This window comes from Nocardia sp. JCM 34519.1, from assembly GCF_020361265.1.
Lineage (GTDB): Bacteria > Actinomycetota > Actinomycetes > Mycobacteriales > Mycobacteriaceae > Nocardia > Nocardia arthritidis_A.
Map to the genome: position 1 here is coordinate 38,979 of NZ_JAIRBR010000005.1, position 25,637 is coordinate 64,615.

At 67.9% G+C, this 25,637-nt stretch carries 18 protein-coding genes; 6 read left to right on the forward strand and 12 right to left on the reverse strand.

All coding sequences use genetic code 11. The annotated features are described in order from the left end of the window. Positions 1–34: 34 nt before the first annotated feature. Genes LGY53_RS14765 through LGY53_RS14805 form a run of 9 tightly spaced genes read right to left on the reverse strand, consistent with a single transcriptional unit; the run spans position 35 to position 18,396 of the window. Positions 35–1,006: a MaoC family dehydratase N-terminal domain-containing protein gene (locus LGY53_RS14765; RefSeq protein WP_225727257.1), complete on the reverse strand. Its 972-nt coding sequence runs from the start codon at positions 1,004–1,006 to the stop codon at positions 35–37. Then, positions 1,003–2,136, reverse strand: a complete 1,134-nt coding sequence (locus LGY53_RS14770) for a class I SAM-dependent methyltransferase (protein WP_225727258.1) — start codon at positions 2,134–2,136, stop codon at positions 1,003–1,005. Before LGY53_RS14770 ends, LGY53_RS14765 begins: the two co-directional genes overlap by 4 nt. Beyond that, on the reverse strand, positions 2,133–3,536 hold the full coding sequence (locus tag LGY53_RS14775; RefSeq protein WP_225727259.1) for an FAD-binding oxidoreductase: 1,404 nt from the start codon (positions 3,534–3,536) through the stop codon (positions 2,133–2,135). The genes LGY53_RS14770 and LGY53_RS14775 overlap by 4 nt, the downstream gene beginning before the upstream one ends. After that, positions 3,533–4,864, reverse strand: a complete 1,332-nt coding sequence (locus LGY53_RS14780) for a bifunctional 2-polyprenyl-6-hydroxyphenol methylase/3-demethylubiquinol 3-O-methyltransferase UbiG (RefSeq protein WP_225727260.1) — start codon at positions 4,862–4,864, stop codon at positions 3,533–3,535. Before LGY53_RS14780 ends, LGY53_RS14775 begins: the two co-directional genes overlap by 4 nt. Then, the gene (gene hsaA / locus LGY53_RS14785) at positions 4,861–6,132 is read right to left on the reverse strand and encodes a 3-hydroxy-9,10-secoandrosta-1,3,5(10)-triene-9,17-dione monooxygenase oxygenase subunit (RefSeq protein ID WP_225727261.1); all 1,272 of its coding nucleotides are present in this window, start codon (positions 6,130–6,132) and stop codon (positions 4,861–4,863) included. Before hsaA ends, LGY53_RS14780 begins: the two co-directional genes overlap by 4 nt. Continuing rightward, positions 6,129–6,878: a trans-aconitate 2-methyltransferase gene (locus tag LGY53_RS14790; protein ID WP_225727262.1), complete on the reverse strand. Its 750-nt coding sequence runs from the start codon at positions 6,876–6,878 to the stop codon at positions 6,129–6,131. Before LGY53_RS14790 ends, hsaA begins: the two co-directional genes overlap by 4 nt. Continuing rightward, positions 6,871–14,109 (reverse strand): type I polyketide synthase, encoded by a 7,239-nt coding sequence (locus tag LGY53_RS14795; RefSeq protein ID WP_225727263.1) that lies wholly within the window; start codon positions 14,107–14,109, stop codon positions 6,871–6,873. The genes LGY53_RS14790 and LGY53_RS14795 overlap by 8 nt, the downstream gene beginning before the upstream one ends. A gap of 8 nt (positions 14,110–14,117) precedes the next feature. Continuing rightward, entirely contained in the window at positions 14,118–14,615 is a 498-nt protein-coding gene (locus LGY53_RS14800) for an OsmC family protein (protein WP_225727264.1), read from the reverse strand. Then, positions 14,602–18,396: a non-ribosomal peptide synthetase gene (locus tag LGY53_RS14805; RefSeq protein ID WP_225727265.1), complete on the reverse strand. Its 3,795-nt coding sequence runs from the start codon at positions 18,394–18,396 to the stop codon at positions 14,602–14,604. The genes LGY53_RS14800 and LGY53_RS14805 overlap by 14 nt, the downstream gene beginning before the upstream one ends. Positions 18,397–18,514: 118 nt before the next feature. Between LGY53_RS14805 and LGY53_RS14810 the strand changes: the two genes are divergently transcribed. The 3 genes from LGY53_RS14810 to LGY53_RS14820 all read left to right on the forward strand — a co-directional run bounded on the left by LGY53_RS14810 (position 18,515) and on the right by LGY53_RS14820 (position 21,732). Further along, the gene (locus tag LGY53_RS14810; RefSeq protein ID WP_225727266.1) at positions 18,515–19,612 is read left to right on the forward strand and encodes an aldo/keto reductase; all 1,098 of its coding nucleotides are present in this window, start codon (positions 18,515–18,517) and stop codon (positions 19,610–19,612) included. Between the two features lie 30 nt (positions 19,613–19,642). After that, positions 19,643–20,272 (forward strand): class I SAM-dependent methyltransferase, encoded by a 630-nt coding sequence (locus LGY53_RS14815; protein WP_225727267.1) that lies wholly within the window; start codon positions 19,643–19,645, stop codon positions 20,270–20,272. A gap of 578 nt (positions 20,273–20,850) precedes the next feature. Beyond that, entirely contained in the window at positions 20,851–21,732 is an 882-nt protein-coding gene (locus LGY53_RS14820) for an SDR family oxidoreductase (protein WP_225727268.1), read from the forward strand. On the opposite strand, the gene LGY53_RS14825 is transcribed toward LGY53_RS14820, so the two are convergent. Then, on the reverse strand, positions 21,718–22,293 hold the full coding sequence (locus LGY53_RS14825; RefSeq protein WP_225727269.1) for a hypothetical protein: 576 nt from the start codon (positions 22,291–22,293) through the stop codon (positions 21,718–21,720). The two genes, LGY53_RS14820 and LGY53_RS14825, sit on opposite strands and share 15 nt — an antisense overlap. A 204-nt stretch (positions 22,294–22,497) precedes the next feature. Next, a complete protein-coding gene (locus tag LGY53_RS14830; protein WP_225727270.1) occupies positions 22,498–23,499 on the reverse strand; it encodes a YafY family protein in 1,002 nt (333 codons plus the stop codon). 93 nt (positions 23,500–23,592) lie between these two features. Here LGY53_RS14830 and LGY53_RS14835 point away from each other — a divergent pair, with 93 nt between their 5' ends. The 3 genes from LGY53_RS14835 (at position 23,593) to LGY53_RS14845 (ending at position 24,682) form a co-directional block, all read left to right on the forward strand. After that, positions 23,593–23,991, forward strand: coding sequence for a VOC family protein (locus LGY53_RS14835; protein WP_225727271.1), 399 nt, complete (start codon positions 23,593–23,595; stop codon positions 23,989–23,991). A 132-nt stretch (positions 23,992–24,123) separates the two neighbouring features. Next, a complete protein-coding gene (locus LGY53_RS14840) occupies positions 24,124–24,267 on the forward strand; it encodes a hypothetical protein (RefSeq protein WP_225727272.1) in 144 nt (47 codons plus the stop codon). Positions 24,268–24,352: 85 nt separating this feature from the next. Then, a complete protein-coding gene (locus LGY53_RS14845) occupies positions 24,353–24,682 on the forward strand; it encodes a hypothetical protein (protein ID WP_225727273.1) in 330 nt (109 codons plus the stop codon). Positions 24,683–24,755: 73 nt separating this feature from the next. Here the strand turns inward: LGY53_RS14845 and LGY53_RS14850 are convergent, their stop codons facing one another. Further along, the gene (locus LGY53_RS14850; RefSeq protein ID WP_225727274.1) at positions 24,756–25,481 is read right to left on the reverse strand and encodes a TetR/AcrR family transcriptional regulator; all 726 of its coding nucleotides are present in this window, start codon (positions 25,479–25,481) and stop codon (positions 24,756–24,758) included. Positions 25,482–25,637: the final 156 nt, after the last annotated feature.

The window sequence follows — 25,637 nt, forward strand, 5'->3', positions numbered from 1 at the left end:
CAGGGTGATTCGACAGGTCTGGGCGAAATCCGAACTATTCGGGTAGGGCGACCGTGGCGGTCGCGCGGGCGAAGACGGGGTGCCCCTCCGCCTGTGCGGTGAGGGTGATCGTCGCGGTGTGGTGGTGGTTGTCGACGGTGCGGACACAGGCCGTGTAGGTCAACTGAGCGGGCCTTGTCTCGCCGAGATGGACTGGGTTGGCAAATTGGACCGCGTATGTCTCTGCCCAGCAAGGTGTTTCGAGTGCGGATGTGAGATAAGAGGCTCCGATGCCCATAGTGAGCATGCCGTGTGCGGCGACACCGGGCAGGCCCGCGGCGCGGGCGACGGTGTCGTTCCAGTGGATGGGGTTGTTGTCCCCGGAGATGCCCGCGTAGTTCACGAGATCACCGCGGGCCAGGCGGATGGTTCGCGACGGGAAGTTTCGGCCCGCGACCAGGATCGGCGGTGGGGGTGCGAACGTGGTCGCGTGTGCCGCCGAAAGCCGCGGTGCGGGAATCTCGGCCGCGGATGCCGCGGTGACATCGGCGACCGGCGCTGAAATATCCTTCATCGCAACGGCTTCGGCGACGTGGACGGCGTCGGCGGCGGGACGTTCGAGCAGTGTGGTGTGCACCGTTTGCACCGGTCCGGCATGACGTTCGCTGATGGTGGTGGTCACCACCATCAGGTCGCCGCCATCCGTCGGGTGGACCGAATCCAGGGTGACGTCCCAGTACAGTCGGTCACCCGCCAAGGTCGGTCGGTGCACCCGTATTTCCTGTTCCACGTACAGGAGTCGACTCGGCGGGCGCCCGGCGAGGACATCGCGCAGCATCGACCGCTGGGCCAGGGTGCCGGTCGAGGACGCGAAGGTGACCGGCGCGATCAGCGTCGGGTAGCCGAGCGCGCGGGCGGCCCGCTCGTCCCAGTGAGCCGGGTGGAAATCCTGTACGGCGCGGGCGAATTGGCGAATGCTCTCGCGCCCGACCTCGTAGTAGTCGCCACCGTGCGGGGCCGAGGTCATCGCGCACCGGAGGCGTCGGTACGGCTTTTGCGGGCCACGAACAGCCGCTGACCGTGTGCGGCCAGGGGATGGTCAGCGGGCGGTAGCGTCGGCCATGGTGTGAATCCGGCGGCGGCGAGTTCGGTCAGCCATTCGTTCTCGCGCAGGAAGATTCGGTCGGTGCCCGCCCGGACATCGGTCTGTCCCGGCTGTGTCCCGCCCGATCGCGCCGACATGAGGAAGTGCATGGACGCCAGCAGTTGGCAGTGCTCCCGGCAGGATTCGACGAAGATCAGGTAGCCGCCCGGGGTCAGCAGCCGGTGCACCGCGGCAAGTAATTCTCCGCAGTCCTGGGCGTTGTGGAGCACGTTGGCCGCCAGCACGATATCGCAGGGCGGCTGTTCGGGCAGATCGCGGTTGAGGTCGACGATGCCGTAGCGCAGCCACGGATATCCGGTGAACCGGTCGCGCGCCGCGGCGAGGAAGAAGGTGGACAGGTCGGTGAAGTGGTAGTCGACCGGAGTGTCGGCCAGTGCCGTCACGATATCGGCGGTGGTGCCGCCGACCCCGGCCCCTAGTTCCAGAATCCGGACCGGAGTGTGCTCGGTGGTCAGCTCCGCGACGGCCCGTGCGACGAATTCCCGTGCGGCGACATTGAGATAACCGTTGACCGGGTTGGTGCGGTAGGCGGCCTCCGCGGTCAGGAAGTCGCCGTCGGGGAAGAGTAACTCCTGGGCGAGTACCCGGTCGCGCAGCAGCATCGGCAGCTGGTCGTCGGCCTGCGCGAAGAATCGGGCGAGCTGCGGTGCGAATCCCAGCTCGGAGCATACGTCGCGCAGATCGCCTCGGACCGGCGCGGGCGGTTCGCGCAGGAGTCCATAGGCGCCGTCGGGCGTGATCTCGAGCAGGTTTCGGGCGGTCAGCTCGCGCAGCCAACGGCGCAGCAGCCAGCGATGCCGCGGCGCGACCCGCAGGTGCCGCGCGATCTCGTCCTCGGTGCGAGATTTGTTGTCGCGCAGCGCGCTTCGCAGCACGCGGGTGATGGCGGCCAGCCCGTGCCGGTCGAGATCGTCGAGCGCCTCGGCGTACTGCCCGGTGGCGGAGACGGATTCGGAAGCCAGCCGGGCGATTTCGGTGACATCGGTGCTCATCGAGCCGCCTCGGTTCGCGCGCCCGGCAGTGGGGGGATGTTGTGATTGCAGCGGAGGATATTGTCCGGGTCGTACTCGGCCTTGATGCGCGCCAGCCGTCGGTAGCCGTCGAGCCCGTAGGCGTTGCGGATCCGTTCCGGGGCGGCGGCGTCGTCGAGAATGCCGATGTACGGCCCACCGGCGGAACAGTTCTGGACGGTCTCGGTGATCCGCGCGATCCAGCGGCGCGCGGGCAACAGGTCGTATCCCGTCGGGCCGCCGGAGAAGACGACGAGATGGTATGCGGCGTCGTGATAGGCGAATGATGTTGCGCCGGTGGGCATTCGGCGGATTGCGCCGCCCAGCTGATGGATCGAGATCAGGGAATGGTGTGTCGGCATGCGCGCACCGAGGTCCACCAGTCCGTCGATGGTGCGATCGTCGAGCGCGCGCAGCCATTCGGTGCCGGTCGCGGTGGCATGGCCGGTGTGGAACGCCTGCTCGGTATTGCGTTGCAGCTCGGGATAACTCAACGGGCGCAGCAGATCCAGTTCCGGCTCGCCGATGCGGCGCAGCCGATCCAGCACCGATCGGGCTTGATCGGCCGGTCCCAGGTAGGACGCCGTGATGGCGGCCATGGGCGGACCCTCCGGCGAGGTGGGCGGCCAATGAATCAGGGTGGCGCGCAGGGAGAGTTCGGCCGGAGCGTCGACGGTGAATTCCCGGAATCCGGTCAGCACCGCGCGAGCGTCCGCGTATCGGTACAGCAGCGTGCCCGCGTAGACGCGGCCGATCGGATGCAGTCGGAGCTCGAGGGAGGTGACAATGCCGAAATTGCCACCGCCGCCGCGCAATGCCCAGAACAGGCCGGCATGCTGGTTCGCGTCCGCGGTCACCACGCGGCCGTCGGCCGTCACGACCTGCGCCGCAAGCACATTGTCACAGGTGAAGCCGAAAGCCCGTTGCAGCCAGCCGCTTCCGCCGGACAGCGCGGTGCCGATCACGCCGACGGTGGAGACGTCGGCTCCGGTGACCGCGAGTCCGTGTGCGGCGCAGGCCCGGTCGAATTCGACCCAGGTGACGCCAGGTGCGACGGTGGCGCGCCGCGTGACGGGATCGATAGTGATGTTCTTCAGGTCGGACATGTCGAGCATGATCGAGTGGGCGATCTCGGCGTGCTCGGCGACATCGTGCCCACCCGCGTGCACCGAAACCGCGAGGCGGCGCTCGCGTGCGAAAAGCATTGCGGCCCTAATGTCCTCGATGTCCGCGCAGCGGACGACCGCTACCGGCCGGTGGTCGACGGCGGCGCTCCAGGTGTGCCGCCCGGCGTCGTATCCGGGATCACCGGGCAGCGATACCGCGCCGCGGCAGCAGGCGCGCAGGTCGTCCACCTGTTGTAGGGAGAGGGTCGTCGTCATGTTCGATCGGGCTCCTCGGTGACCACGATGCGGGGCGCGGGGGCGGCCGGCAGTTCCCGGGCGAGGTGATCGGTCAATACCTCGGGTAGCCGCCGCCGCACGAAACGGGTGAAGGGCTCGTTGCAGCCGTCCGCCGCGTTATCGCTGGACAAAGCCGCTTCGGCCGAATGCTCGGGTGCGCAGACGGCAAGACGGCTGCCGTCGGCGGAGTCGAGCTGCACCGTCCAGCCGACCGGCGCCGCGGTGGCCAGTTGAGCGGGGGTGACCGCATCGGATTCGGCGCTCGGCAAGAGGGCGTTGGGGATGCCGGTCACCCGAGTGATCTGGTCCGGCAGCGTGCCGAGCCGATGCTCGACCGTTCCGACCGATTCCGCCCAGGCAAGCGACCGGCCGGGCGGCGGTGGGGGAGCGTCGACGGTGTAGACGATGTCGTAGCGGTAGCGGGTGAGCTCGGTGACCATTCGAAATGGCTTGGCGTAAACGGTGGTCCGCACCGCGCGCCGATGGGAATTGGCAATGTGCGCGAAAACCTCTGGTGCGCACAGCAATTCCTCGTCGGTTGCGAGGCGGCGGGTGACCCGCGCGGCCAGGTCGGATTCGGGCAGTGCCGGGTTTCGGGCTGTTTCGAGCCAGCGGGCGAATTCGGGTGCGCTGGCGAGATTTCGGATATCGCCGACGACCACGGTGCCACCCGTGGCGACCAGGTCCAGCGCGTCGCCGACCACGGCGGCCAAATACTCCCGGTTCGGGAAGCACTGGGTGACGCTGTTGAGCACGATGCAATCCGGGGCGGGGTGGTCGGGGTCGGCGGTGCGCAATGCGGCGCGCACGGGCGGTGTCGCGAGCTCATGTGCCGCTGCCCGCAGTACCTGTGCGCCGGGGGCGAGCTGCGCTTGTAGCCGCTCGACCACCGGTGCGGCCACGTCGAGCCCGACGTACGCATGGACGTGCGGTTGGATGCGATGTGCGAGCAAACCACTGCCGCAACCGATTTCGAGCACGATACGGGGCTTGCCGCGCAGCGCCAGGCCGACGGCGTGCTCGATCCATTCGAGCATATGCTCCTGCGGAAAGGGCGCGCCGGTGTCGGAGGCCCGCCAACCGGACAGGTCGAGGTCGTCGCGATGGTGGTCCCGGGCGGCGGAGTACACGAACTCGTAGACGTGCTGCCAATGCGCGAGATGTTCGGCAAGCAGCGGTCCCGGTATCGGCCGCACCGTGATGGCCGAGGCGGCCGGTCGCACCGCGATCGTGGTGCGGTCCGGGCTCCATCGCGCGTCGCCGACCCACGGATGTTTCTTCAGCAGTGATATGACCTCATCGCTCACCGGCCGTGCACCTGTCCGGCGAGAGCGGTCGAACCGGTTGCCGGAGCCGTCAATTCGGCGGTGCCGAACATCCGGTACGCCCGCTCGGGATCGTTGGCGGCGTGCGCCCGCCCGGCGTGGGCGTCACGCCAGAAACGCTGCAGCGCGGTATCGGACCGCAGCGCGCGCCCGCCGGAGTTCTCGAACAGCCGGTCGATGGCGAAGATCGATCGCTCGGTGCCGCGCACCTGATCGCGCCGGGTCCGCGCTCGGTCGAGCATCGGGATGGGTTCACCTCGGCGCGCGATATCGTGCAGCGCGTTCGTATTCCGTGCCAGCTGCAACCAGGCCGCATCGATCTCGCTGGCGGCCTGCGCGATTCGCTCCAGCGCCGCCGAATCCTCGGCGAACGGTGTTCCGGTGAAACCGGTTTCCCTGCGGGCGTCACCCGGCAGCGCGACCCGCACCCGGCCGCGCTGATGGGCCAGATGCGCCTCGTAACCGCCCTGCGCCATGCCGATGATGGCCGCGGTGATCGAATTGGGGTGGATCGCTCCGAACGGAATCCGGTACAGCGCAGCGTCATTGACCGCCTGACCCGGTGTTACGCATTTGGTGACCGCATCCGAGTTCAGCACCCGATGCTCCGGCACGAACCCATCCTCGACAAGGAGGTCGTTGCTGCCGGTGCCCCGCAGGCCGACCGTATGCCACACGTCATCGATCGTGAAATCGGGCAGCGGCACAAGGAAGGTGGCGGATTCCACGGCGGCACCGTCGTCGATCACCTTGGCGCCCAGCAGCGCCCACGACGCGTGGTCGCAGCCGGAGGCGAAACCCCAACGGCCGCTGAGCCGGTACCCGCCGGGCACTCGAATCGCGGTGCCGGTCAAGGCATAGGACGAGCAGATGTGGGCGTCGGGGTCCGCATCCCACACGTCTGCCTGCGCGCGGGGATCGTACAGCGCCAGGTTCCACTGCGGCACGCCGAGCACCGATGCCACCCAACCGGTGGAGCCGCACGCGCTCGCCAGCTGCCGGACGGCGGTGTAGAAGATGACCGGATCGGCCTCGTGGCCGCCGAATCGCCTCGGCCGCAACAGTTTGAAGAAGCCGGTCTCCCGCAATGCCTTGATCGAGGCGACCGGGATGCGGCGCGCGTCCTCGGTCTCCTGGGCCCGGTCGCGCAGCACCGGCAGCAGCTCGTCGACGGCGGACAGCACGGACTCGGCGGTGTTGTCGGTCGAGCTTCGTTCGTCGCTTCGGAGGGGACGGTCGTATCCGGTCATCGTGTACGCCTTTCTGTGGTGAATCGCAGCAGGCCGGTGTCGGCATCAGCGGAAACGGCACGCAGGCCGACGGATTCGGCCTCGGCGGCGAGCCGCTCCGCGTTCGCGGGCCAGACCCGGTGCTCGGTGACGGCCTCCTGTAGCAGCCGGTCCTCGTGATAGGTGCGATAGGTCATGCGCCACACCAGGGATTCCGCGTCCACCGGGTCGGCCCGGCTCCAGCCCTCGTAGTGCAGCGCACCCGCGCGGGCGCGGGTGTAGCGGCGCTCGGGCACCGCCAGCACCGCGCCCGGGCGCTGGATCTCGACGACGGCATCGCCGCCCGGCGCAAGCGCCGCGGCGATGGTCGACCACACCCGGAGGCGGGCGGCGGGATCGAAATGGCCGATGACCCCGAGCGCGATAACCGCGGCACAGCGTCGCGGCAGCTCGGTGTCGAGAAAACCCATGGGCAGCACGGTGATTCGCTCGCGCAGATCCTTGCGGGCGGCCAGCCGGGACAGCAGCACCGCGCGCATGGCGGGTGCGGGCTCGACCGCGACGACCTCAGCGTCGGGCAGCGCGTCGGCGATCATGATCGTCGACAAGCCGGTGCCCGCGCCGATGTCGACCAACGGCCCGGCGACGGTATCGACTTCGCTCAGCAGCGTGGCGAGCATCGGTTCGACCTGTGCCACATACGGAGTCGCCATCAGGTCGTAGAACTCCGCGGCCGCGGCGTACGCGTCGGTCACCTGTTCACTCATGCCCGGCTCCCACTTCGGAACCGGCCAGCGCCCGGGAAACCAGCCGTGCCACGGCATCGACGGCCGGTTCCGTGAGCAGGGCATAGTGATGCGCCGGGACCGAACGGATTTCGAGGCGGCCGCCGGTGTGCGCACCCCAGCCCAGATCCGGAAGGTCCGTGCAATCGTCCACACCCATCCCGATTCCGGAGTTGCGTGGCGCGGGCAATTCCGCACGCACGACGAGTGTTTCGAGTTCATCGCCGTCGAGGCGGCCGGTGCGGTGGCCGCCGAGCGCCCGCAGATGCCTGCGGAAGGCGTCCTCGCGCAACCGCAATATTCCGGTATCGCCCCGCCCGGCCAGCCCGGCCTCGGTCAATATCCGGTCGGTGTCGGCGCGCCGCTGGGGCTCGGACAGCGACTCGAATCGTGCGGCGGCGGCAGCGGATTCGAGATCGACCTGCAGGAACGCCTCCAGTGAGCCGAGATAGCGTGACCAGAAGCCGAGATCGTCGGTGTCGGCGATGCGGTCGGCGATATTGGCGTCGATCAGGATCAGCGTGGCGATGGCGGCACCGGCATCGCGGAGTCGGCGGGCGACCTCGTGCGCGACGATGCCGCCCATCGACCAGCCGCCGAGAACGTAAGGTCCCGAAGGCTGATATGACCGAATCACGGTTTCGTAGAGCCGCGCCAGCTCACCGATGTCCGCCGGTCCGGTCGCGCCGGACAGGGCCGGATCCTGGATGCCGATCACCGGCCGCACGGTGTCCAGCTTGCGCGCCAGATCCAGGTAGCAGAGCACGTCACCACCGGTGGGGTGGATCAGGAAGACCGGATCCCCGGTGCCGTCACGCAAGGTGACGGCACAGTCCGCGGGCCCCGGCTCATACTGAGCCGCCGCGGTCGCCGCGAGCGTGGGGTCGGCCAGGAACTGCCGCGGCGTGACGTGCAGTCCGAGTTCGGTGCGGAGCCGGTTCAACATTCGGATCGCCAGCACCGAATCACCGCCGACGGCGAAGAAATCGGTCGATCGCGCCATGGTGGCCGCGTCGATATCCAGCATGCGTGCCCATAGCGCGGCGACCGCCCGTTCGGTGTCGGTGGCCGCGGGCCCGCTCACCTGCGGGGTGGTGACCGCTCGCGGGTTCTCGTCGGCTCGCTCGAGCAGTGGTAATTCCACTGCCGCCGACCAGGATTCGGGATCGTCGATCAGCGCGGTGAGTTCCGCGCCGATGGCGGCGAAGAGGTCGTCGAGTACGCCCGGTGCGAACAACTCGGCGACCGCGTCCAGGTTGACCACCACCGCGTCGTCCCAATCCCATTGGAACACCTGCATATCCAGCGCTACCTGCGGCGTGCGCACCCGCTGATAGAAGTCCCGCAACTGGATTGCGGCGGGCGTGCCGCCCGGCGGATGCAGTCCGAGCGTGCTGTGGAAGACGACCGGCGCCTGCGGTGCGGTATCACGACGACGGCGGCCGAGTTCGCGCGCGATCTCCACGCCGGTGACCTGACCGTGGTCGAGCATGCGCGCCGTCGCATCCTGCATGGTCCGCGCCAGGGTCACGAAATCGGCGTCTGTGGGCAGATCCACCTCGAGCAACACCGTCCCGGCGTACGGGCCGATGGCGTGGTCGAGATCACGGGGCAGATGTAAACGGTTGAGGTACAGCACATTCAGTAGGAACCGGCGATGTCCGGCGAGCCGTGCGAGGGCGATGGCGTAGCAGGTGGCGAAAACCGTTGTGGGAGTGACGCCGTAGGCGGTGCACCGCTCGCGCAGCACCGCCATCCGCTCGCCGGAGACCCACAGTTCGCGACGTTCCAGATCATCCGGGCGCGCCTGCTCGACCGGCATGGTGAAGGGCAGGCGCGGCGCGGTGGGCAGCTCGTCGAGCCGGTCCCACCACCAGTCGCGCTCGGCCAGCCACTCCGGGTCGGAGCGCTGCCGGTCGATGGTCGCCACGTAGTCACCGAAATGTGCGGTGAGCGGCGGCAAGACAGTGTTGGGATCATCGAGGTGGGTGAACAGTTCGGTGAACATCAGCTGTACGGACCAGCCGTCGGCCACCAGCAGACCGGTGACGATGTGCAGGCCGAGTTCCCCGCCCGGTAGCAGCAGCGCCGCCATCCGGAACGGCCATGGATCCATATCGGGGCCGGTGCGCTGCATCTCGGCGCGGATATCGGCGCGCATTCGCTCGATCTCGCCGATCGATGCCGTTCGCATATCGATCTCGGTGAGCGGCAGCCGGGCCAGGCGCGGATCATCCGCCCGCAGCACCTGTTGGGTGCCGTCGGGCAGGAAGATGGCCCGCAGCATGGGCTGCCGATTCACTTGCCAGCGCACCGAATCCGCGACGGCGCTCGGATCGGCGCCCGCCAAGCGGAAATCGACGTACATGTGGGCGGAGTCGTAGCTCAGCGCCCAACCGTGCTGCTGGCCGACCCAATACGCCTGCTGCAGCGGGGTGAGCGCGAACGGCGCGTCCGGATCGTCTTGCCGCACAAGGTCGATGCTCGCGACCATGCCGGTGGACCGCCGTTCACCGATATAGGCCACCAACTGCGCCAGGGTCTGATCGCCGACCAGGTCGACCACCGGGACCGCGACGCCGAGCCGCCCGCGCACCAGGGTGGCCATCCGCACCGCGAGCACGGAGTCGCCGCCGAGACCGACGAAGGTGGAATCGCCGGTGACATTCGCGGATTCGATGCCGAGGACCTGGGTCCAGATTTCCGTCACGGTCTCGGTCACATCCGCGCCGCTTCCGGCCAGGCTGGGGCCGTCGCCGGATGCGTCCCAGCTGCCCGCGTCGTCCACGAGGCGGCGCAACCAGGTCAGGTACGCGTCGAACGCAGTGTCGGCGGCCTCGGCGTCCAGCACGGTTTCCAGCACGTCCCACTGGAGTTGCAGGGCTCCCGCCTGCACGAAGGCCTGGTGGTCCAACCAGACCTGTGGAGTCTGGCTGACGCCGTGCACGATTCGCCCGGCCCATTCCAGATCGGAAGTGCCGCCGACCAGTTCGCCGACATCGAGGGCGCTGGTGAACACCACCGGAAGTAATTGCCGCTCACCGGTCTTCGTCGACTTCTCGGCCAGCAGGTCCAGGGCCGACCAGCTGCGGTGATCGATATCCTCGAACAGGCGCCGCTGCGTGCGAGCGGCCCGCTCGGCGAAGGATTCGCCGCCGCCGCGCTCGACCTCGTGCGCCAGCAGAGTGGTGAAATCGCCTATGGCGGATTCGATTCCCGGCAGGGCCACCGGCCGGTCGACCAGTGTCAGCATCAGCGCGAACCGCTCGTCGCCCGACCAGGCGGCCAACACATCGGCGTAGGCGGTGAGCAGCACCGCGGACGGCGTCACACCGTGCTCGGCGCAGCGGCTGCGGAGGGTTCCCCACTCAGTAGGGGACAGTTGCCCGCCGCGGCGGGCGAACCAGGGGCGGGATTGGGTCCGGACGCGCGTCGGCAGCGCGGGCGGTCCGGGGATGGTATCCATCCGTTCCCGCCAATAGTCCACCGCCCGTTGATGTTCGGCTGTACCCGTTCGAGTGGACAGGTGGGTGCGGTAGTCCCGGAATCCGGTTCGGATCGGTGGCAGCGCCGCGTCCGGGTCGTCGTAGTAGGCGTGGAGGTCGCGGTCGAGCACGAGGAAGCTGGCCGCGTCGCAGATGAGCGCGTCGATGCCGAAGAAGATGCGGGTCGTGGTGTCGTCGATGCGCGCCGCGCGAATATCGAACAGCGGCCAGCGATCCGGGCGATGCACCCGATGCGACAGTTGCCGCCGCAGGTCCGCCAGCGCGCTCTCCCGCTCCGCGGGCGGCAGATCCGTGAGATCGTGCCGCCGGACCCGGTATTCGGGCACCTGGTCGAGCACGTGATTGTGCCCGTCGTCGGTGATCACGGCGCGCAGCATGTCGTGGCGGTCGATGAGCCGGTTCCATGCCAGCTGGTATCGCGCGAGATCGAGGTCGGGGCAGTCGTATTCGAGGTAGATGTGACATGAGATATCGCTCAGCCCGAAGGCCCCGGAACGGCCGACCCAGTAGGCGTGCTGCACGCGGGTCAACGGGAAGGTCGCCTCGCTTTCGACGTCTGCACGCGCCGATTGTTGCCGCACCACACCAGGGTTCGGCATGGGAGCGCGGCGAGCGATCAGCTCCGCGAAGGCGGCGACGGTCGAATGCGTGAGCAGCTCACGCAGCCGGATGTCCGCTTGCTCGCGATCGTTGAGCAGATCGAGCATGCGGGTGGCGAGCATCGAATTCCCGCCCAGCGCGAAGAAATCCGCGTCCGGCGTCGACACCGGCAGTCCGAGCAGTTCCGTCCACAGATTCGCGACCAGCTGTTCGCCCATGGTCAGTGTCCCGCTCGGGGCCGTGTGCTGCTCGGCTACGGCATGCGATCCGGGTTGCGGCGCACCGGCTTCGGCCGAGTGTGCCTCCGGTCCGGCTGTCGCGCCGAGCGGCGCGCCGTTGCGGTCCGCATCGAATGCGTCAGTCGCGATTCCGATGGGCTTTCGGTCGGAATCTGCTGCGGTGGAGAAGAGTTCGGTAGTGAGCGCCGGAGAGTGACGAGCGGTTTCTTCGGGATGCTCGGTCGGGATGGCCCGCCCTGGCGTGGTGTGCGCGGTCGGATCGATGGGACCGTCGACGGCTTCGGGTGGATCGATCCATAGTCGGCGACGCTGGAAAGGGTAGTCGGGCAGCCGGACTCGCCGACGCTTGCGATGCAGTGCCTCGGCATCGAAATCGGCTCCCGCACACCATAGTTGGCCGACGGCGGTGAGCAGCGCGGCACGGTCGGAATTGCCGGAGCTGTTCTCACCGGCCCCGGGCAGGGTGGTGAATGCGGCCGTCAGCGCGGCCGGAGCATTCCGCCGGGCGAGCGCGGCGAGGGTGGCGCCGGGGCCGATCTGAACCACAATGGTGGGCTCGGCGCCCGCCGCCGCCCGGATCGCGGTACGGAATTGGACTGGCTCGCACAGCTGGCGCACCCAGTGCTCGGCATCGGCGAACCGGATCGCCGCACCGGTGAGCGTGCTGTACAGCGGCAGCCGAGCGGGTGAGAGGGCAGCCCGGGCCGCCGCGACGCGCAGCGCGTCCCCGGCCGCCGCCACGGCGGGGGAGTGCAGTGCAGCATCGATGCGCAGCCTATCGGTGTGTATCCCGGCGCCCGTCAACGCGAGCGTGAGATCGTCGATCGCGGCGACCGTCCCGGACACGACACACGAATCGGCGGCGTTGATCGCGGCGACCGCGACGTTCGGATGGTCGGCCAGCACATCCCGGAGGTCGGTTTCACCCAGCGCCACGGCGAGCATCGCGCCGGGTGCGGCCTGCGCCACCGCGCGGGAGCGGACCGCGACCAGCCGTGCCGCATCGGCGGCGCCGAGCATCCCCGCCGTCACCGCGGCCGCGTATTCGCCCAGGCTGTGACCGAGCACCGCATCCGGCTCGATTCCGAAGCCGCGCAAGGTCGCCGCCGTGGCCAGCGAGACCGCGAACAGCGCGGGCTGACCGTAGCGCACATCGTCGGCCTCGTGCCGTGGCGCGACGCCGGTGACGAGGTCGCGAATGTCGTAGTCCAGCACCGGTTTCACGGCGTTCGCGCATTCGTCGATCATCGCGGCAAAGACCGGCTCGTCCCGGTACAGGCCCGCGCCCATGCCCGAATACTGTGCGCCCGCACCGGGAAAGGCGAAGACGATCCTGCGCCGCAGCGACGGTAGCTGCCGCAGCGCCACCCGGTCGGGTTCGCTCGAGCGCCCGGTCCACACCGCCGCGGCGCGCCATCCGCTGTCCGCGTGCCCGCCGCCTGCCAGCGTGAAGGCGTAGTCGGCGGGCGAGTCCGGGGTCACTTGCTCCAGCTGTGCCCGGCAGCTCTGTTCGGACTTGCCGGATACCACGAACAGCTGTGCGCGGTCGTCCGGCTCGCCCCGCTCTGAGCCGATCGATTCCTCCAGGACCACATGGCAATTGGTGCCGCCGATGCCGAAGGAACTCACCCCCGCGATCCGGGGCCGCTGCCGGTCGGGCCAGTCGCGGGTGTGCCCGGCGACCTCGAACAGGCCCTGATAGCGGGCCAGATCCGGATGGACCGGATCGGCGTGCAGCGTGGCGGGGATGCGGCGATGTTCCAGCGCGAGCGCGGTTTTGATCAATGCCGCGACGCCCGCGGCCGAATTGGCGTGCCCGATATTGCTTTTCACCGAACCGATGGCAATCGGCTCCGGCTCGGAGCGATCGGCGAAAACCGCTGCCAATGCCGATAATTCGATCTGATCGCCGAGTGCGGTCGCGGTGCCGTGCGCCTCGATGAGGCCGACGTCATCGGCCTCGACACCTGCGGCGGCGAGCGCCTCGGCGATAACCCGAGCCTGACCGTTGACCGACGGCGCGGTGAAGCCCGCCTTACCCGCCCCGTCATGGTTCACCGCGCTACCACGCAGCACCGCGTAGATCGGATCGCCATCGGCCAGTGCCTCGGTCAAGCGGCGCAGCACCACCACGCCGACACCTTGACTGTGCACCATCCCCGACGCGTCCGCGCCGAAGGTCCTGGTGCGACCGTCGGCGGCGAAGATGGAATCCGGTACATGCAGGTAGCCGCGGCCCTGCGGCACGATCAGCGATACACCGCCGGCAAGCGCGGCATCGCATTCCCCGGACAGCAGCGACTGTGCCGCCATATGCACAGCCACCAGGGAGGTGGCGCAGGTGGCCTGCACCGCCACCGCGGGACCGGTGAGGTTCAACCGGTAGGCCAGCTGTTGCGGGAAATAGTCGGTGAGCGCGCCGGTTTGGGCCTGCAGCAATCCGATCGGATCATGCGCCGCCGCACGGCGATACGCGGCGAGGTTGGACTCCAAATACTGGCTGTGGGATGCCCCGGTGAATACGCCGACCGCGCCGAGCCCGCCGCCGCCCGCGTGCCCGGCATCGCCGAGGGCGTTCCACGCGCATTCGAGCAGTAGGCGCAGCTGTGGGTCGAACAGCGCCGCGTCCGCGGGGGTGAGCCCGAAGTGGTCCGGATCGAAGCGATCCTGATCCTCGATGACACCGCCGACCGGCACGTAATTGCGATGCCCGCGTAGGGATTCGGGCACACCGGCCGCGGCCAGTTCCGCGTCGCTGAACCGCTGCAAACCGGTGCGGCCGGAGCTGATCAGATCCCAGAACGCGGCCAGATTCGGCGCGCCGGGGAAACGGCAGGCCATGCCGATGATGGCGATACTATCGGTCATATCCTCTGTCACGAGACGATCTCCAACTCCGAAATCACGGTGGTCTTCCCCTGTGCCAGCGCCAGCACCGGACACGACTGTTCGACGAGTCGCTGCAGCTCCCGGTAGCGCCCGGGGTCGTCGGGCCCGCTCACCTCGGCCCGCATGCGTATCTGCCCGGGCCTGGTGGCCGCGTCGAAGCCGAAAACCGGGCCCATATCCAGCAGGCCCTCGACTTCGATTGCGAGGGAATCGATCTCGACTCCCAGCCGGGCGGCGTGAAAGCGATACGTGACGATTTGGCAGGTGCCGAGCGCCGCGAGGGCGAGTCCGATCGGATCCGGTCCGGTGTCGGTGCCGCCAGCGGCTATCGGCTCGTCGACGCGCACGGTGTGGCCGCCGATGCGGACGTCCACCTGCGTGGGTGTGCCGGTGCGGTGTTCCGCGCGGGCGGCGAAGCGCTGGCGCCGATCGTCACGGCGGGACAGGGTCGTGCGGATGCGATGCACGGTGTCAGTGAGCGACATACGATGTCGGCCTCGCTTTCGATCGATGGCTGCGCCGACGGCGCCCGCGCGCATCGGCGTCGGTGAGATCTATTCCGGCGCGTAAGGATTCGGCGCGGCTCTCGATCCGCACCGAGTTCTGGTCGCGGGATCGACTCGCGATCCACACCGCCAGCCGGTGGATCGATCCGAGCCGGAAGATATCCGGAACCGTCAGCGCCGGAGCGAGATCGCGCAGTCGGCGGTGCGCGCGCACCAGGGTCAGCGATGTCGCACCGAGGTCGTAGAAGGGGGTGGTCGTGGCGATCTCGGGGCCGAGCAGTTCGGTGAATACGGCGAGAACCGCGCGCTCGATATCCGCGACATCCTCGCGCCGTTCCGACGCTGTTGTCGGCCGCAGCTCGATGAGACTCGTTGCGGAGCCGGTCATTTCGATGGCTTCGAGATCCAGTTCCGGAACGGCCGCGCGCAGTGCGCGTGCCAACTCGCCCGCCTTCGCCAGCGCCGCCGGTCCCTGGGCAGCGCCGGGCTCGAATCGCACCGCGACGGTCAGCCCGAAGCCACCGGCCTGTCGCACGGCCTCGGCCAGCCAACTCGCGTCGACGTGCGGGAGGGTGTCATCGGCGGTCGCGGGCAGTTCGGCGAGTCCCGTATCGCCGTTGCGGCGGAAGGGATTCGGCAGGTTCGCGACATCGACCTTGCCGTTCGAGGTGAGTGGGATGGCATCGAGTTGGATCCAATGGCTCGGCACCATGTATCGCGGTAGCCGCGTCGCCGCGTAGGCGGCCAGTTTCCCTTGATCGAGGCGTGGTGATTCGGTGACGAGATAGGCGACCAGACGCGGCCGATCGTCGGGGCCGGGCACTGCGGCCGCCACACAGCGGCGGATACCGGGGAACCGGGTCAGCGCCGCCTCGATCTCGCCGAGTTCGATGCGGTGGCCGCGAATCTTGACCTGGCGGTCGGTGCGTCCGAGGAATTCGATCGCGCCGTCGACTCGCCATCGACCCAAATCCCCGGTCCGGTAAAGACGTTCGCCGAGTACGGGGTTGTGCACGAATCGGCGCGCGGTCTGCTCCTCGTCGCCGACGTAACCGCGGGCCAGCCCGGCGCCGCCGATATGCAGTTCGCCCGGCTCGCCGACGGCACACGGACGGCCGTCCTCGTCCAGGATCAGGAAGAACTGATCGCGCAGGGCCCGCCCGTACGGGATGCTCGTCCACTCCGGCGCGATCCGCTGGATCGGATAGCAGATCGACCAGATCGATGCCTCCGTCGCACCGCCCAGACTGATCACCCGGAGCTCGGGGACCAGGGCGCGCAGCCGGTCCGGCAGCGAGATCGGAATCCAGTCGCCGGAAAGCAGCATGATCCGCAGCGACCGCAACAGTGCCGCGGCGGTCGGATCCGCCTCGGCGTATTCGACAAGCATCTCGGCCACGGCGGGAGCGGTGTTCCACACCGTAATACCGTGTGTCGCAATCAAATCGCACCAATGCCCCGGATCGCGCTGTCGATCCCTATCGGGCAGCACCAGCGCGCCACCCGCGCCGAGCACACCGAACAGGTCGTAGACGGAGAGGTCGAAACTCAACGCCGACAAGGCGAGTACCCGGTCGCCGGGACCGATATCGAACCGGTCGTTGATGTCGTCGATCGTGGTGCGCGCGGCGCGATGCTCGATGGCGACGCCCTTGGGCTCGCCCGTCGAACCGGAGGTGAAGATGATGTACGCCAATTCGTCCGGTGCGGCGCGCGCCGGTTCGACCGTGTCGCAGGGGGAGTCGTCGATGAGATGTGCGGTCACGCCCTGTGGTAGCCGGGTCGCGGATTTCGCGGTCACCAACGCGTGCACGATTCCCGCACGGCGGCAGGCGGATTCGATTCGATTATCCGGCCAGTCCGGCTCGATGGGCACGAATGTGCCTCCGGCCCAGAGTATTCCGTAGGCCGCGATGACTTGCTCCTGGGATTTCGGCGCGACCACCGCTACGCGCTGGCCGGGCCGAATCCGAGCGGCGGTCAGGCGGGCCGCGACGCCGCGGGAGCGAGACAGCAGGTCGGCGTGGGTGATCGTCCCGTTCGGTCCCAACACGGCGGACGCGTGTGGGCGGTCGTTCGCCGCGCGCACCTGCGGGTCCATGATCAGCGGCCCGCCACCGGTACGCGGGTGTGTCGCCGGTTTCGGCTCGAAACTCGGATCCCAGCCGAGATCGACAGTTGTCCAAGCCTTCTCGTCGGTCGACAGCTGACGCAGCAGGCGCACATAGGCGGCGAGCATCCCGGCGACGAATTCGGCGGGTAGCACCTCAACCACCGCATCCCAGGCGATCCGCAGCCCACCCGCCTCGTCCCAAACGATGTGATCGAGCACCACCTGCGGCGTCTGCGATACCCCGAACACCTCTGTGCCGAGCCAGCGCGCGGCCGGGTATTCGGACTGACCGAGCCCGACACCGCTGGTGAATACGACCGGATAGCGTGGCGCGAGATCACCGGCTTGGCTGCGCTGCACCTCGACGCCGCTGTAGGAGCGATGCTCCAGATCGGCCCAGAAGCGGGCATTCACCTGGGTGGCGAAGTCGGCGAAACCCCGCCAGGACCGCGGATCGAGCGCGGGTAGCTCCACCAGGGCCGTGGTGCTGAAATCGCCGACGACGCTGTGCTCGGTGGGATCGAGGCGATCGAACAGGGTGGTGTTCAGGCAGAACGGCTCGCTCGCGCCCCAGCGGGCGAGGGTGAGCCCGAACGCGGCCAGCAGCACTGCGGTGGGGGTGAGCCCGTGGGCGGCCGCTCGGGCGGTCAGCGCGGACCACTCGTCGGCCGCCAATTCGGCCGGATACCGACGGAAGGTCGGACATCGAACCTGTTCGGGCGCAACGGTATACGGAAGGCGCGGTCCGGCGGGCAGCCCCGGCGCGTGAGTCTGCCAGTAGTCGCGATCGCGCTCGCGGCGTGCCGCCTCGGCACTGCCGCGCTCGTGCAGGATGCGTAGGAATGATTCCGTCGCAGGCAGTTTCGTGGCCGGATCGGTGACCAGTTCGCCCCACTGGCGCATGAGCAGGATCCAACTCGCCATATCCAGCACGATGATGTCGAATCCCACGAACAGCCGCAGCCCGCCACCGGGCAGTACGGCCGCGTGGATGTCGAACAGCGGCCAGACCGCGGTGTCGCGCACCTGATGTGACTTGTCGCCGCGCAATTCGTCGAGCACTCGTGCGGTGTCGGCGGGCCGGTCGCGCAGATCGGTCACGCCGATCCGGTAACGCCGCCCGGGCGGCTCGACGCGCTGGCGGCCGTCGTCGGTGATCGTGGCCCGCAGCATCTCGTGCCGGTCCACCAGCCGATTCCACGCGTTCTCCAGGGCGGCGATCTCGGCCATCGGGTCCGCTGCGACGAAATGTTCTGGGGCTCGGTCGAATTCGAAGTAGTAGTGGGTGGTAACGCCGCCCAGCGGCATATCCGGGTCCCGGCCGACCCAATAGGACGCCTGAATCGGGGTCAGTTCCGCCTCGGCCGGGGTGGCGAATGTCACTGCCGGAACAGCGATTACGGGCACGTTGTCGGTACTTCCCGGTGTGTGCCGCTCGACCTGCGCGATCAGCGAGTCGAGCGTGGCTCCGACGAATGATTCCAGCGGTACCCTGACGCCCAACCGCTCGCCCAGTCGCAGGTGGAGGCGCACGGCGAGGAACGAGTCCATGCCCAACTCCTGCAGCCGTTGTGCCGTGGGGATTTCCTGTGGATCGATATCGAGCACCGTTGCCACGCACCGTCGCACTTCGTCTGCTGCCGTCACTATCTCCAGCCCTTGCTCAATGAAGCCATCGGGCCTAGTTTAATGAAGACGAATGTCATTAGCAACGGTGGTGTGAATATTGCCGCTATGGCTCCGCGTGCGCCGGAGGGGATGAAATATGTTGGTGGAAACGGGATCCCGGTATCCTGCGGGATCTGCGGCGATACCGGCGGACCTCGACCACTATCGGTTGCTCGGTAGATCGGGGCTGCGGGTCTCGCCGCTGGCGCTGGGGACCATGACCTTCGGCACCGAATGGGGCTGGGGCGCAGCCAAAGACGAAGCGCGCCGAATCTTCGACAGCTATACCGGCCGCGGCGGCAACTTCATCGACACCGCCAGTTCGTACACCGGCGGCACCGCCGAGGAATGGGTGGGCGAATTCGCCGCTCCCATGCGCGAAAGCCTGGTGCTGGCAACGAAATACAGTGCCCTGCGCCGACTTACCGATCCGAACTCCGGCGGCAACCATCGCAAGAGCATGATCGCCTCGGTCGAGGCCAGTCTGCGCCGCCTGCGCACCGACTACATCGACCTGCTGTACCCGCACCTGTGGGACGGGCTCACGCCGGTCGAGGAGATCATGCGTGGCCTCGACGACCTGGTGCGCGCCGGCAAGGTGCTCTACGTCGGCATTTCGAATACCCCGGCCTGGCAGGTGGCCCGCATGCAGACGGTCGCGCAGCTGCGCGGCTGGTCACCGCTGGTGGCTCTGCAAATCGAGTACAACCTCATCGAGCGGACCGGTGAGCGCGAACTCGTGCCGATGGCACAGGAACTGGGTCTGGGCGTGGTGGCCTGGTCGCCGCTGGCCGGTGGCGTGCTGACCGGCAAGTACCGGGCCGCCGACCTGGACGCGCCGGACATCTCGGGCGGCTCCCGGAAAAGCCTTGTCGCGGCGAATGATTCGCTCACCGAACGCGGGCTCGCGCTGGCCGCGCTGGTCGGCGCGACCGCCGAGGAGCTGGGACGCACACCCGCCCAGGTGGCGCTGGCCTGGGTGCTGCGCAACCCGGCGGTGACCGCGCCCATTCTCGGCGCCCGCACCGTCGCCCAGCTCGACGACAATCTGGCCGCGCTCGGCATCGAATTCGACGATCATCAGCTGCGCCGACTGGATACGGCCTCCGCCGTCGACCCCGGCTTCCCGCACAACTTCCTCGCCCGCCCGCTGGCCCGTCGCACCGTATTCGGCGACCTGCGCATCGCGCGGTAGCCCACCCGACTCGAAATGAGGTAATTTCCGATGCCCGGCATAGCCGACATCTTCACCGATCGCATCCTGAAGAACCCGCGTGGCCCCATCGCCCGGTTCTGGTGGCGGGATATGAAGGCCCACCACGACATCTTCCGTACGACCCTGCGGGCGCTCGCGCTCACCCCCGAGGACTACCTCGTCGAAATCGGGTGCGGCGGAGGCACTTTCATCCACTGGGCGCTGGAATCCGATTGTCGCGCGACGGCGGTGGACCACAGCGCAGATATGGTGGCACTCACCGAGCGGAACAACGCCGACGCCGTACGAGCCGGTCGGCTCGAGGTGAGCAACGCAACCGCCGAGGCCCTTCCGCTCCCCGACGCCACCTACACCGCAGCCGCCCTGATGAATGTCCTGTTCTACCTGGACGCCCCGCGCGCCCTGGCCGAACTGCACCGCGTCCTCGCCCCCGGCGGACGACTCGTCCTGCACACGGTGGCCCCGAACCCGCCCGCGAAAATCGCCCCGCCCCCTGTCGCCCGCCGCATGCACTTGCGCACCGACGACGAACTCCACACACTGCTCACCGACGCCCGATTCGCCGATGTGCGAATAACGCAGGTAGACAACGCGTTTCAACTCGCAACCGCGCTCCGGCCGCTGCCTGCGGGAGAGTAGGGACGGGACTACGGGATTCAGGCGGCCGATCCGGCGGGCTCGCAACCCTGGTGCAAAGGTACTGTCGCAGCCACGCTTTCCCGGGAGGAATTTCCCCCTGGCGGGGGACCGCCGCAGGCCAGAATGAATGTTGGGTTCGCCCCGGATTACAGCGTCGCACCGCCTTTCCCCATCTCACTGTCGGCGGGCACGCAATGCACGGTGACGGCGACGGTCACGATGCAGGATCTGCGAACCGGTCGATCGCTCACCCAAACCTGGCAAATACCATGGTCGCCGCCCGCCGGCGGCGGATCCGGTGTGAGCCAAGACGTCTACATGCCTGCCGCGGGGGAGGTGGTGGGGAGCGTGAGCACCAACCCCGTGCCGTCCCAACTCACCGTCGTGGTGTAGTACTCCGCGCGGGTCGCAGTCTCCGACCGGCCAGTGCGGGAAGGATCATGTTGGCAAAATCGACGGCGGCACTGTTCAGTTCGGCGAGGCGGGGCGACAGGAGGTCATCGAGTACTCGGGAGATCCGATGTGTTCACCGCCGAGGGGGCCCGCATCCGTGGGCTGAGCACCATAGGCTCCGATGTATGAGCAGTCGCGGTATAGGTGCCCGTGCGATGACCTTCCTCGGACGGAAAATAGGTGGGGGACAATATGATTGGTACAACGGAAGAATTGTCGCCATCACCGGCGCTGGCTCCGGAATAGGCCGCGAACTGTCGTTGGAACTGAGCCGCCGGGGCGCGCACCTGGCGCTGGCGGATATCGACGCCGCGAAGGTCGGTGAGACGAAACAGCTGTGCACGGGATCGGGACGGGTCGAGATCAGCCACACCGACGTCCGCGACCGTGGCGCGTCGAATGCTTTCGCCGCCGACACGATCGATCGGTTCGGCAGGTGTGATGTGCTGGTGACCTGTGCTGGCATCTTGCATGTCGGCACTGTCGCCTCGACGCCCGGCGAGGATTTCGAAACCGTGATGGGCGTGAATTTCTTGGGCACAGTCCATGTCACCAAGGCTTTTCTGCCGCACCTGCTCGCGACCGGTGAGCCCGCGCGGATCGCGAACCTGTCTTCGGCGCTGGGGTTCGTCGGCAGCGCAGAGCATGCCCCGTACGCGGCAAGCAAATTCGCGATTCGCGCATTCGGTGAGAGCCTGCGCGCCGAACTGGTCGGGTCGAATGTTGCTGTGAGCGTTGTTTTTCCGGGTGGGATCCGGACTCCGATCTCGCGGGCGGCGCTGGTGGCTCCGGATGTCGACCCGCACAAGGTCATCGCGCGATTCGAGCGGCGGATCGCGCGCACCGATGCCGATGTGGCGGCCCGCGCGATCCTGGCGGGCGTCGAACGCGGTCGAGCCCAAGTCCTGATCGGTGCGGACGCGTGGCTGGCGACACTCGCCGCCCGCATCGCGGGTGCGCACTACGACCGGGTTATCAACGCTGTCGCACAACTACGGTCGAGATAGTTCATCGACCGCCGGCGACGTCGGCCTCACCGCATTGCCGCCACGCGTTAGGTCATTTCCGTTGGCGCAGTGCGGCTCTCGACTCGTGGTGGGGCAACGCTGTGCGATGATGCGTACCGTGCGATCCGGTGATTCTTCGACCTCCGAGGGCAGCTCTCGGCTCGATGTCGTCGGGCTTGTCGCTCGCCCAGAGCTTTTCGAGCGTCTCGGCGCCTCGCGGGTGACCGTGGTGTCGGCTCCGCCCGGCTCCGGGAAGACGGTTTTGTTGCGGTCGTGGATCGCGGGGAAGGATCTGGCGGGCCGCGCCGCGCTGGTGCCGGTGCGGCGGGACGAGCGCGATCCGACCTGCGGATCGGTCTGCACCGGCTGCGGGTGGAGGGCGAGCTCACCGAGATTCGTCCCGCCGACCTGCGATTCACTCCGGCGCAGACGCGAGAACTGTTGGAGTTGGCCGGAATTCGGTTGCCCGATGCGGCGCTGGCCGCGCAGCAGGTGCGCACCGACCCGGCGCAGAGCGGTGCCCATGGCCTCCGGCGCGGACAACCCCGGCCAGGTACCCACCAAGTGAGTCTTACGCATACGGCGTTCACATCCTCGAATTCCGTTACCCGAGCCTCAGGCTGCTACCGAGATTGCGCGGTCGCGGGGTGAACGGACATCGCCCGGATGGAGTGATTCCTCAATTGCCCGACGACCCACGCTGCTCGCCGGAACCCTTGTCGCGGCGACCAACTCGTCGATCGTGTGGTGCACACCGGCCGCGTTCTATTCGTTGGGCTCGGGTTGGCCGCCGGTGTCGGCGAGCAGGCGCCGGGCCAGGGCACGTAGCGAATCGTTGAGCGCCTCTGGATATTCGACGATGATCCGGCGGTCCAAACCGGCCAGTAGTGCGGGGATCCAGTCGAGTCGTTCCGCGCGGATGCGCACCCGGACCCATGGGTCGAAGTCGATTTGCGCTGTGCCCGTTGGGATCTGCTCCACGATCGCGATCGCCGCCGGTAGTAGCGGACGGATCTGGGCGGCGGTGCCCTGGACGCGGACCGAGACCTCGTGCCGGTACGGCATCCGGGCCAGCGCGGACAAGAGGTGGGCGGCCGGTTCGAATTCGTCCGGGGGCGTGAACGTTCCGGGTAGCGCCGTCGCGGTGGTGATGCGGTCGAGCCGGAACGAGCGTGTCTCGCCGCTGGTCGAATCCGCCCCGGTCACGTACCAACGGCCGGCATGGGCGACGATCCCGTACGGGTGCACGGTGCGGTCGCCGCGCCTCCCGTCACGCCCGAGGTGGGTGATCGCGACCGGTCGACGGTCGCGGGTGGCTTCGGCGAGCAGTAGCAGGATGCCGATCTCCGGCGTTGTCCCCGGCCGCGGCTCGGTGGTGAATTCGACTGTCCGCAGCAGGGTTTCGAGCCGGGCAGCCAAGGTCTCGGGGAGAATCCGGCGCAGCTTGGCCGCCGCGCTGTCGGCCGCGTGGACCGCGGCGGTCGACCATCCGGCGCGGCGTCCCGCGAGCAGACCGAGCAGCACGGCCAGCGCTTCGTCGTCGGACAGCATCAGCGGCGGCATCCGGTATCCGGGTGCGAGCCGGTATCCGCCGTAGCGGCCACGCATCGACAGGACCGGGATGTCCAAGTCCGTGAGATGGGTGATGTACCTGCGGACCGTGCGTTCGTCGACGCCGAGTCGTGCGGAGAGTTGACCGACGGTGTGGATGCCGCCGGTCTGCAGGATCTCCAGCAGGGCAAGTACCCGAGCGGTCGGTCGTGTCACATCGGAACTATACCGGGCGGAAGTTGTCCGGTATCGGTTCTAACGTCGCGGGTGTGCGGGATCGGCCCGCCGCATTGCTTGAAGGAGCATGTCGTGAACCTCGTATCGATTCGCCTGATCACCGCCGACATTCAGCGCCTGGTCGGGTTCTATCAACAGCTGACCGGGATGGCGGCGACCTGGTCGACACCCGATTTCGCCGAATTGGTCACCCCGGCAGGCACATTGGCGATCGGCAGTACCCGAACCGTCGCGCTGTTCGCGGCGGGTAGCGCGCGACCGGCCGACAACCACACCGCCATCATCGAATTCATGGTCGACGACGTGGACGCCGACTACGAAAGACTCCGCGATCTGGTCGACGATTTCGTCAACGAGCCGACGACGATGCCGTGGGGGAATCGATCCCTACTGTTTCGTGATCCCGACGGCAATCTGATCAACCTCTTCACTCCCGTCACCGCGGCGGCGGTCGCCAAGTTCACTCGCTGACCACTCGCACGGGTCAGCTCGCCTTGCGCATCAAGCGGGCCGTGCGTTCGGCGATCATGATGGTGGCGGCTTGGGCCTGCGGACATCGCCGAGGCGTCCACGACCTGCAGTCCTCGAATTCCGTTGACCCGCATGGTGATCGAGTCGACAACGGCTGCCGGATCGGTACTCGTGCGTCAGCTCCCGGCCGGGTCCCATTCGCTGGTGGCGGTCGCCACCAGCGATCTCGCCGCACTGTACGACTTTCTCGACGAGGCGATCGGAGTGCTCGAGTGATCCGCGTCGACCGACTGCTCTGCTGCGGTCAATTGCGCGGGGCGGCAACGTTTTCGATTGACCATTGTCTGATGTGTCCGGGAAGATGAATTATGGGCAACGGCAATATGTACAGCAGGCGAACGTCGTCGGATCCGCTGCGGCGGTAGGTGTTCGGGTGCACGACGAATCCGATGTCGCGCAGGCGCGCGTCTTCCACGAACTGCTCACCGTGGAGGCGGCGGCATTGCAATCGGCGCTGCGGGCCACCGTGACCAAGCGCGGCATGCCACCCCATGTCACCGAAAGGCGGCGGCTCGAAAGGGATCTTCGCGAGGTGCGGCGCTGTCTGGATCAGCTGCGCGGCAGCTTTGCCGAACTCGCCGACGGTCGGCATGGCTCGGACCTCACCTTGCCCGCCGAGGGCGGCCGATAGTCGTGACGCTGTCGCGCCTTGGCGTACAAGCGCTTTCGTCTTAGTTACGGCGGTCCGCGCGACGACCTCCGGCCTATCCGGAGATCGCGGGTGTTTCGGCAGGATGGTGACTCGGGGCGGGGGCCGGGGCGGTGAGGATTCCGTTGAGCAATACCTCGAACATCCAGGTGAGGCGTTCGCGCGGGGTGCCGGTGAACAGGTCGCCGGATACGGCTACCAGGTGCGGGTAGCGCTCGGCTGCCACCGAACTCAATGCCGTGGTGTAGGCGGTCCAATCCTCCTGTGTTTCGGCCTGGTCCCGGGTTCCGTGCTCGGCGGCGGATGCCGTGGCGAATTGGAGTAGCAGGTCCAGTGCCCAGGCGGCGCGTTCCCGGCTGACGCCGCCCGATTCGAGCATCGCGAGCAGGGCCTCCAGCAGCGCGAGGTAGTTCTCGCCGCGCGGTCGGGCGATCAGCGTGGAGCGAGCCAGGCTGGGACGGGCGTAGAGCACCTGGATGTAGGACTCGAGGATATCGATCAGTCGCTCGCGCCAAGGTCCGGATTCGGTTGCGGGCCCGAGGTTTACCTCGCCGAGCAGTTCGTCGAGGATCGCGGCGTGCAGTGCGGCGGTATTGCGGAAGTACACGTACAGCGAGGCGGGTCCGGTGTCGAGTTCCTGGGCCAGGCGCCGCATCGTCACCCGCTCGAGCCCTTCGGTCTCCATGATCGCCACCGAGGCCGCCACGATCGCGGCGCGGCTGAGGGCGGGTTTGGCGGGGCGCTCTCGGCGACTGCGCGGGGTATCGGTATCTGCTGCCACATCCGCAGCGTAACGAACATGTTCGTGAATTCCAAGCGACGCAGCCGCAGGTAGAGGCAGTTTTCAGTATCTGAGTGGTTGCGATACACCGCTCGAACGGCACCATAACGGAATTTTCGAACTTGTTCGTAACGAACATGTTCGTTAACCTGATTG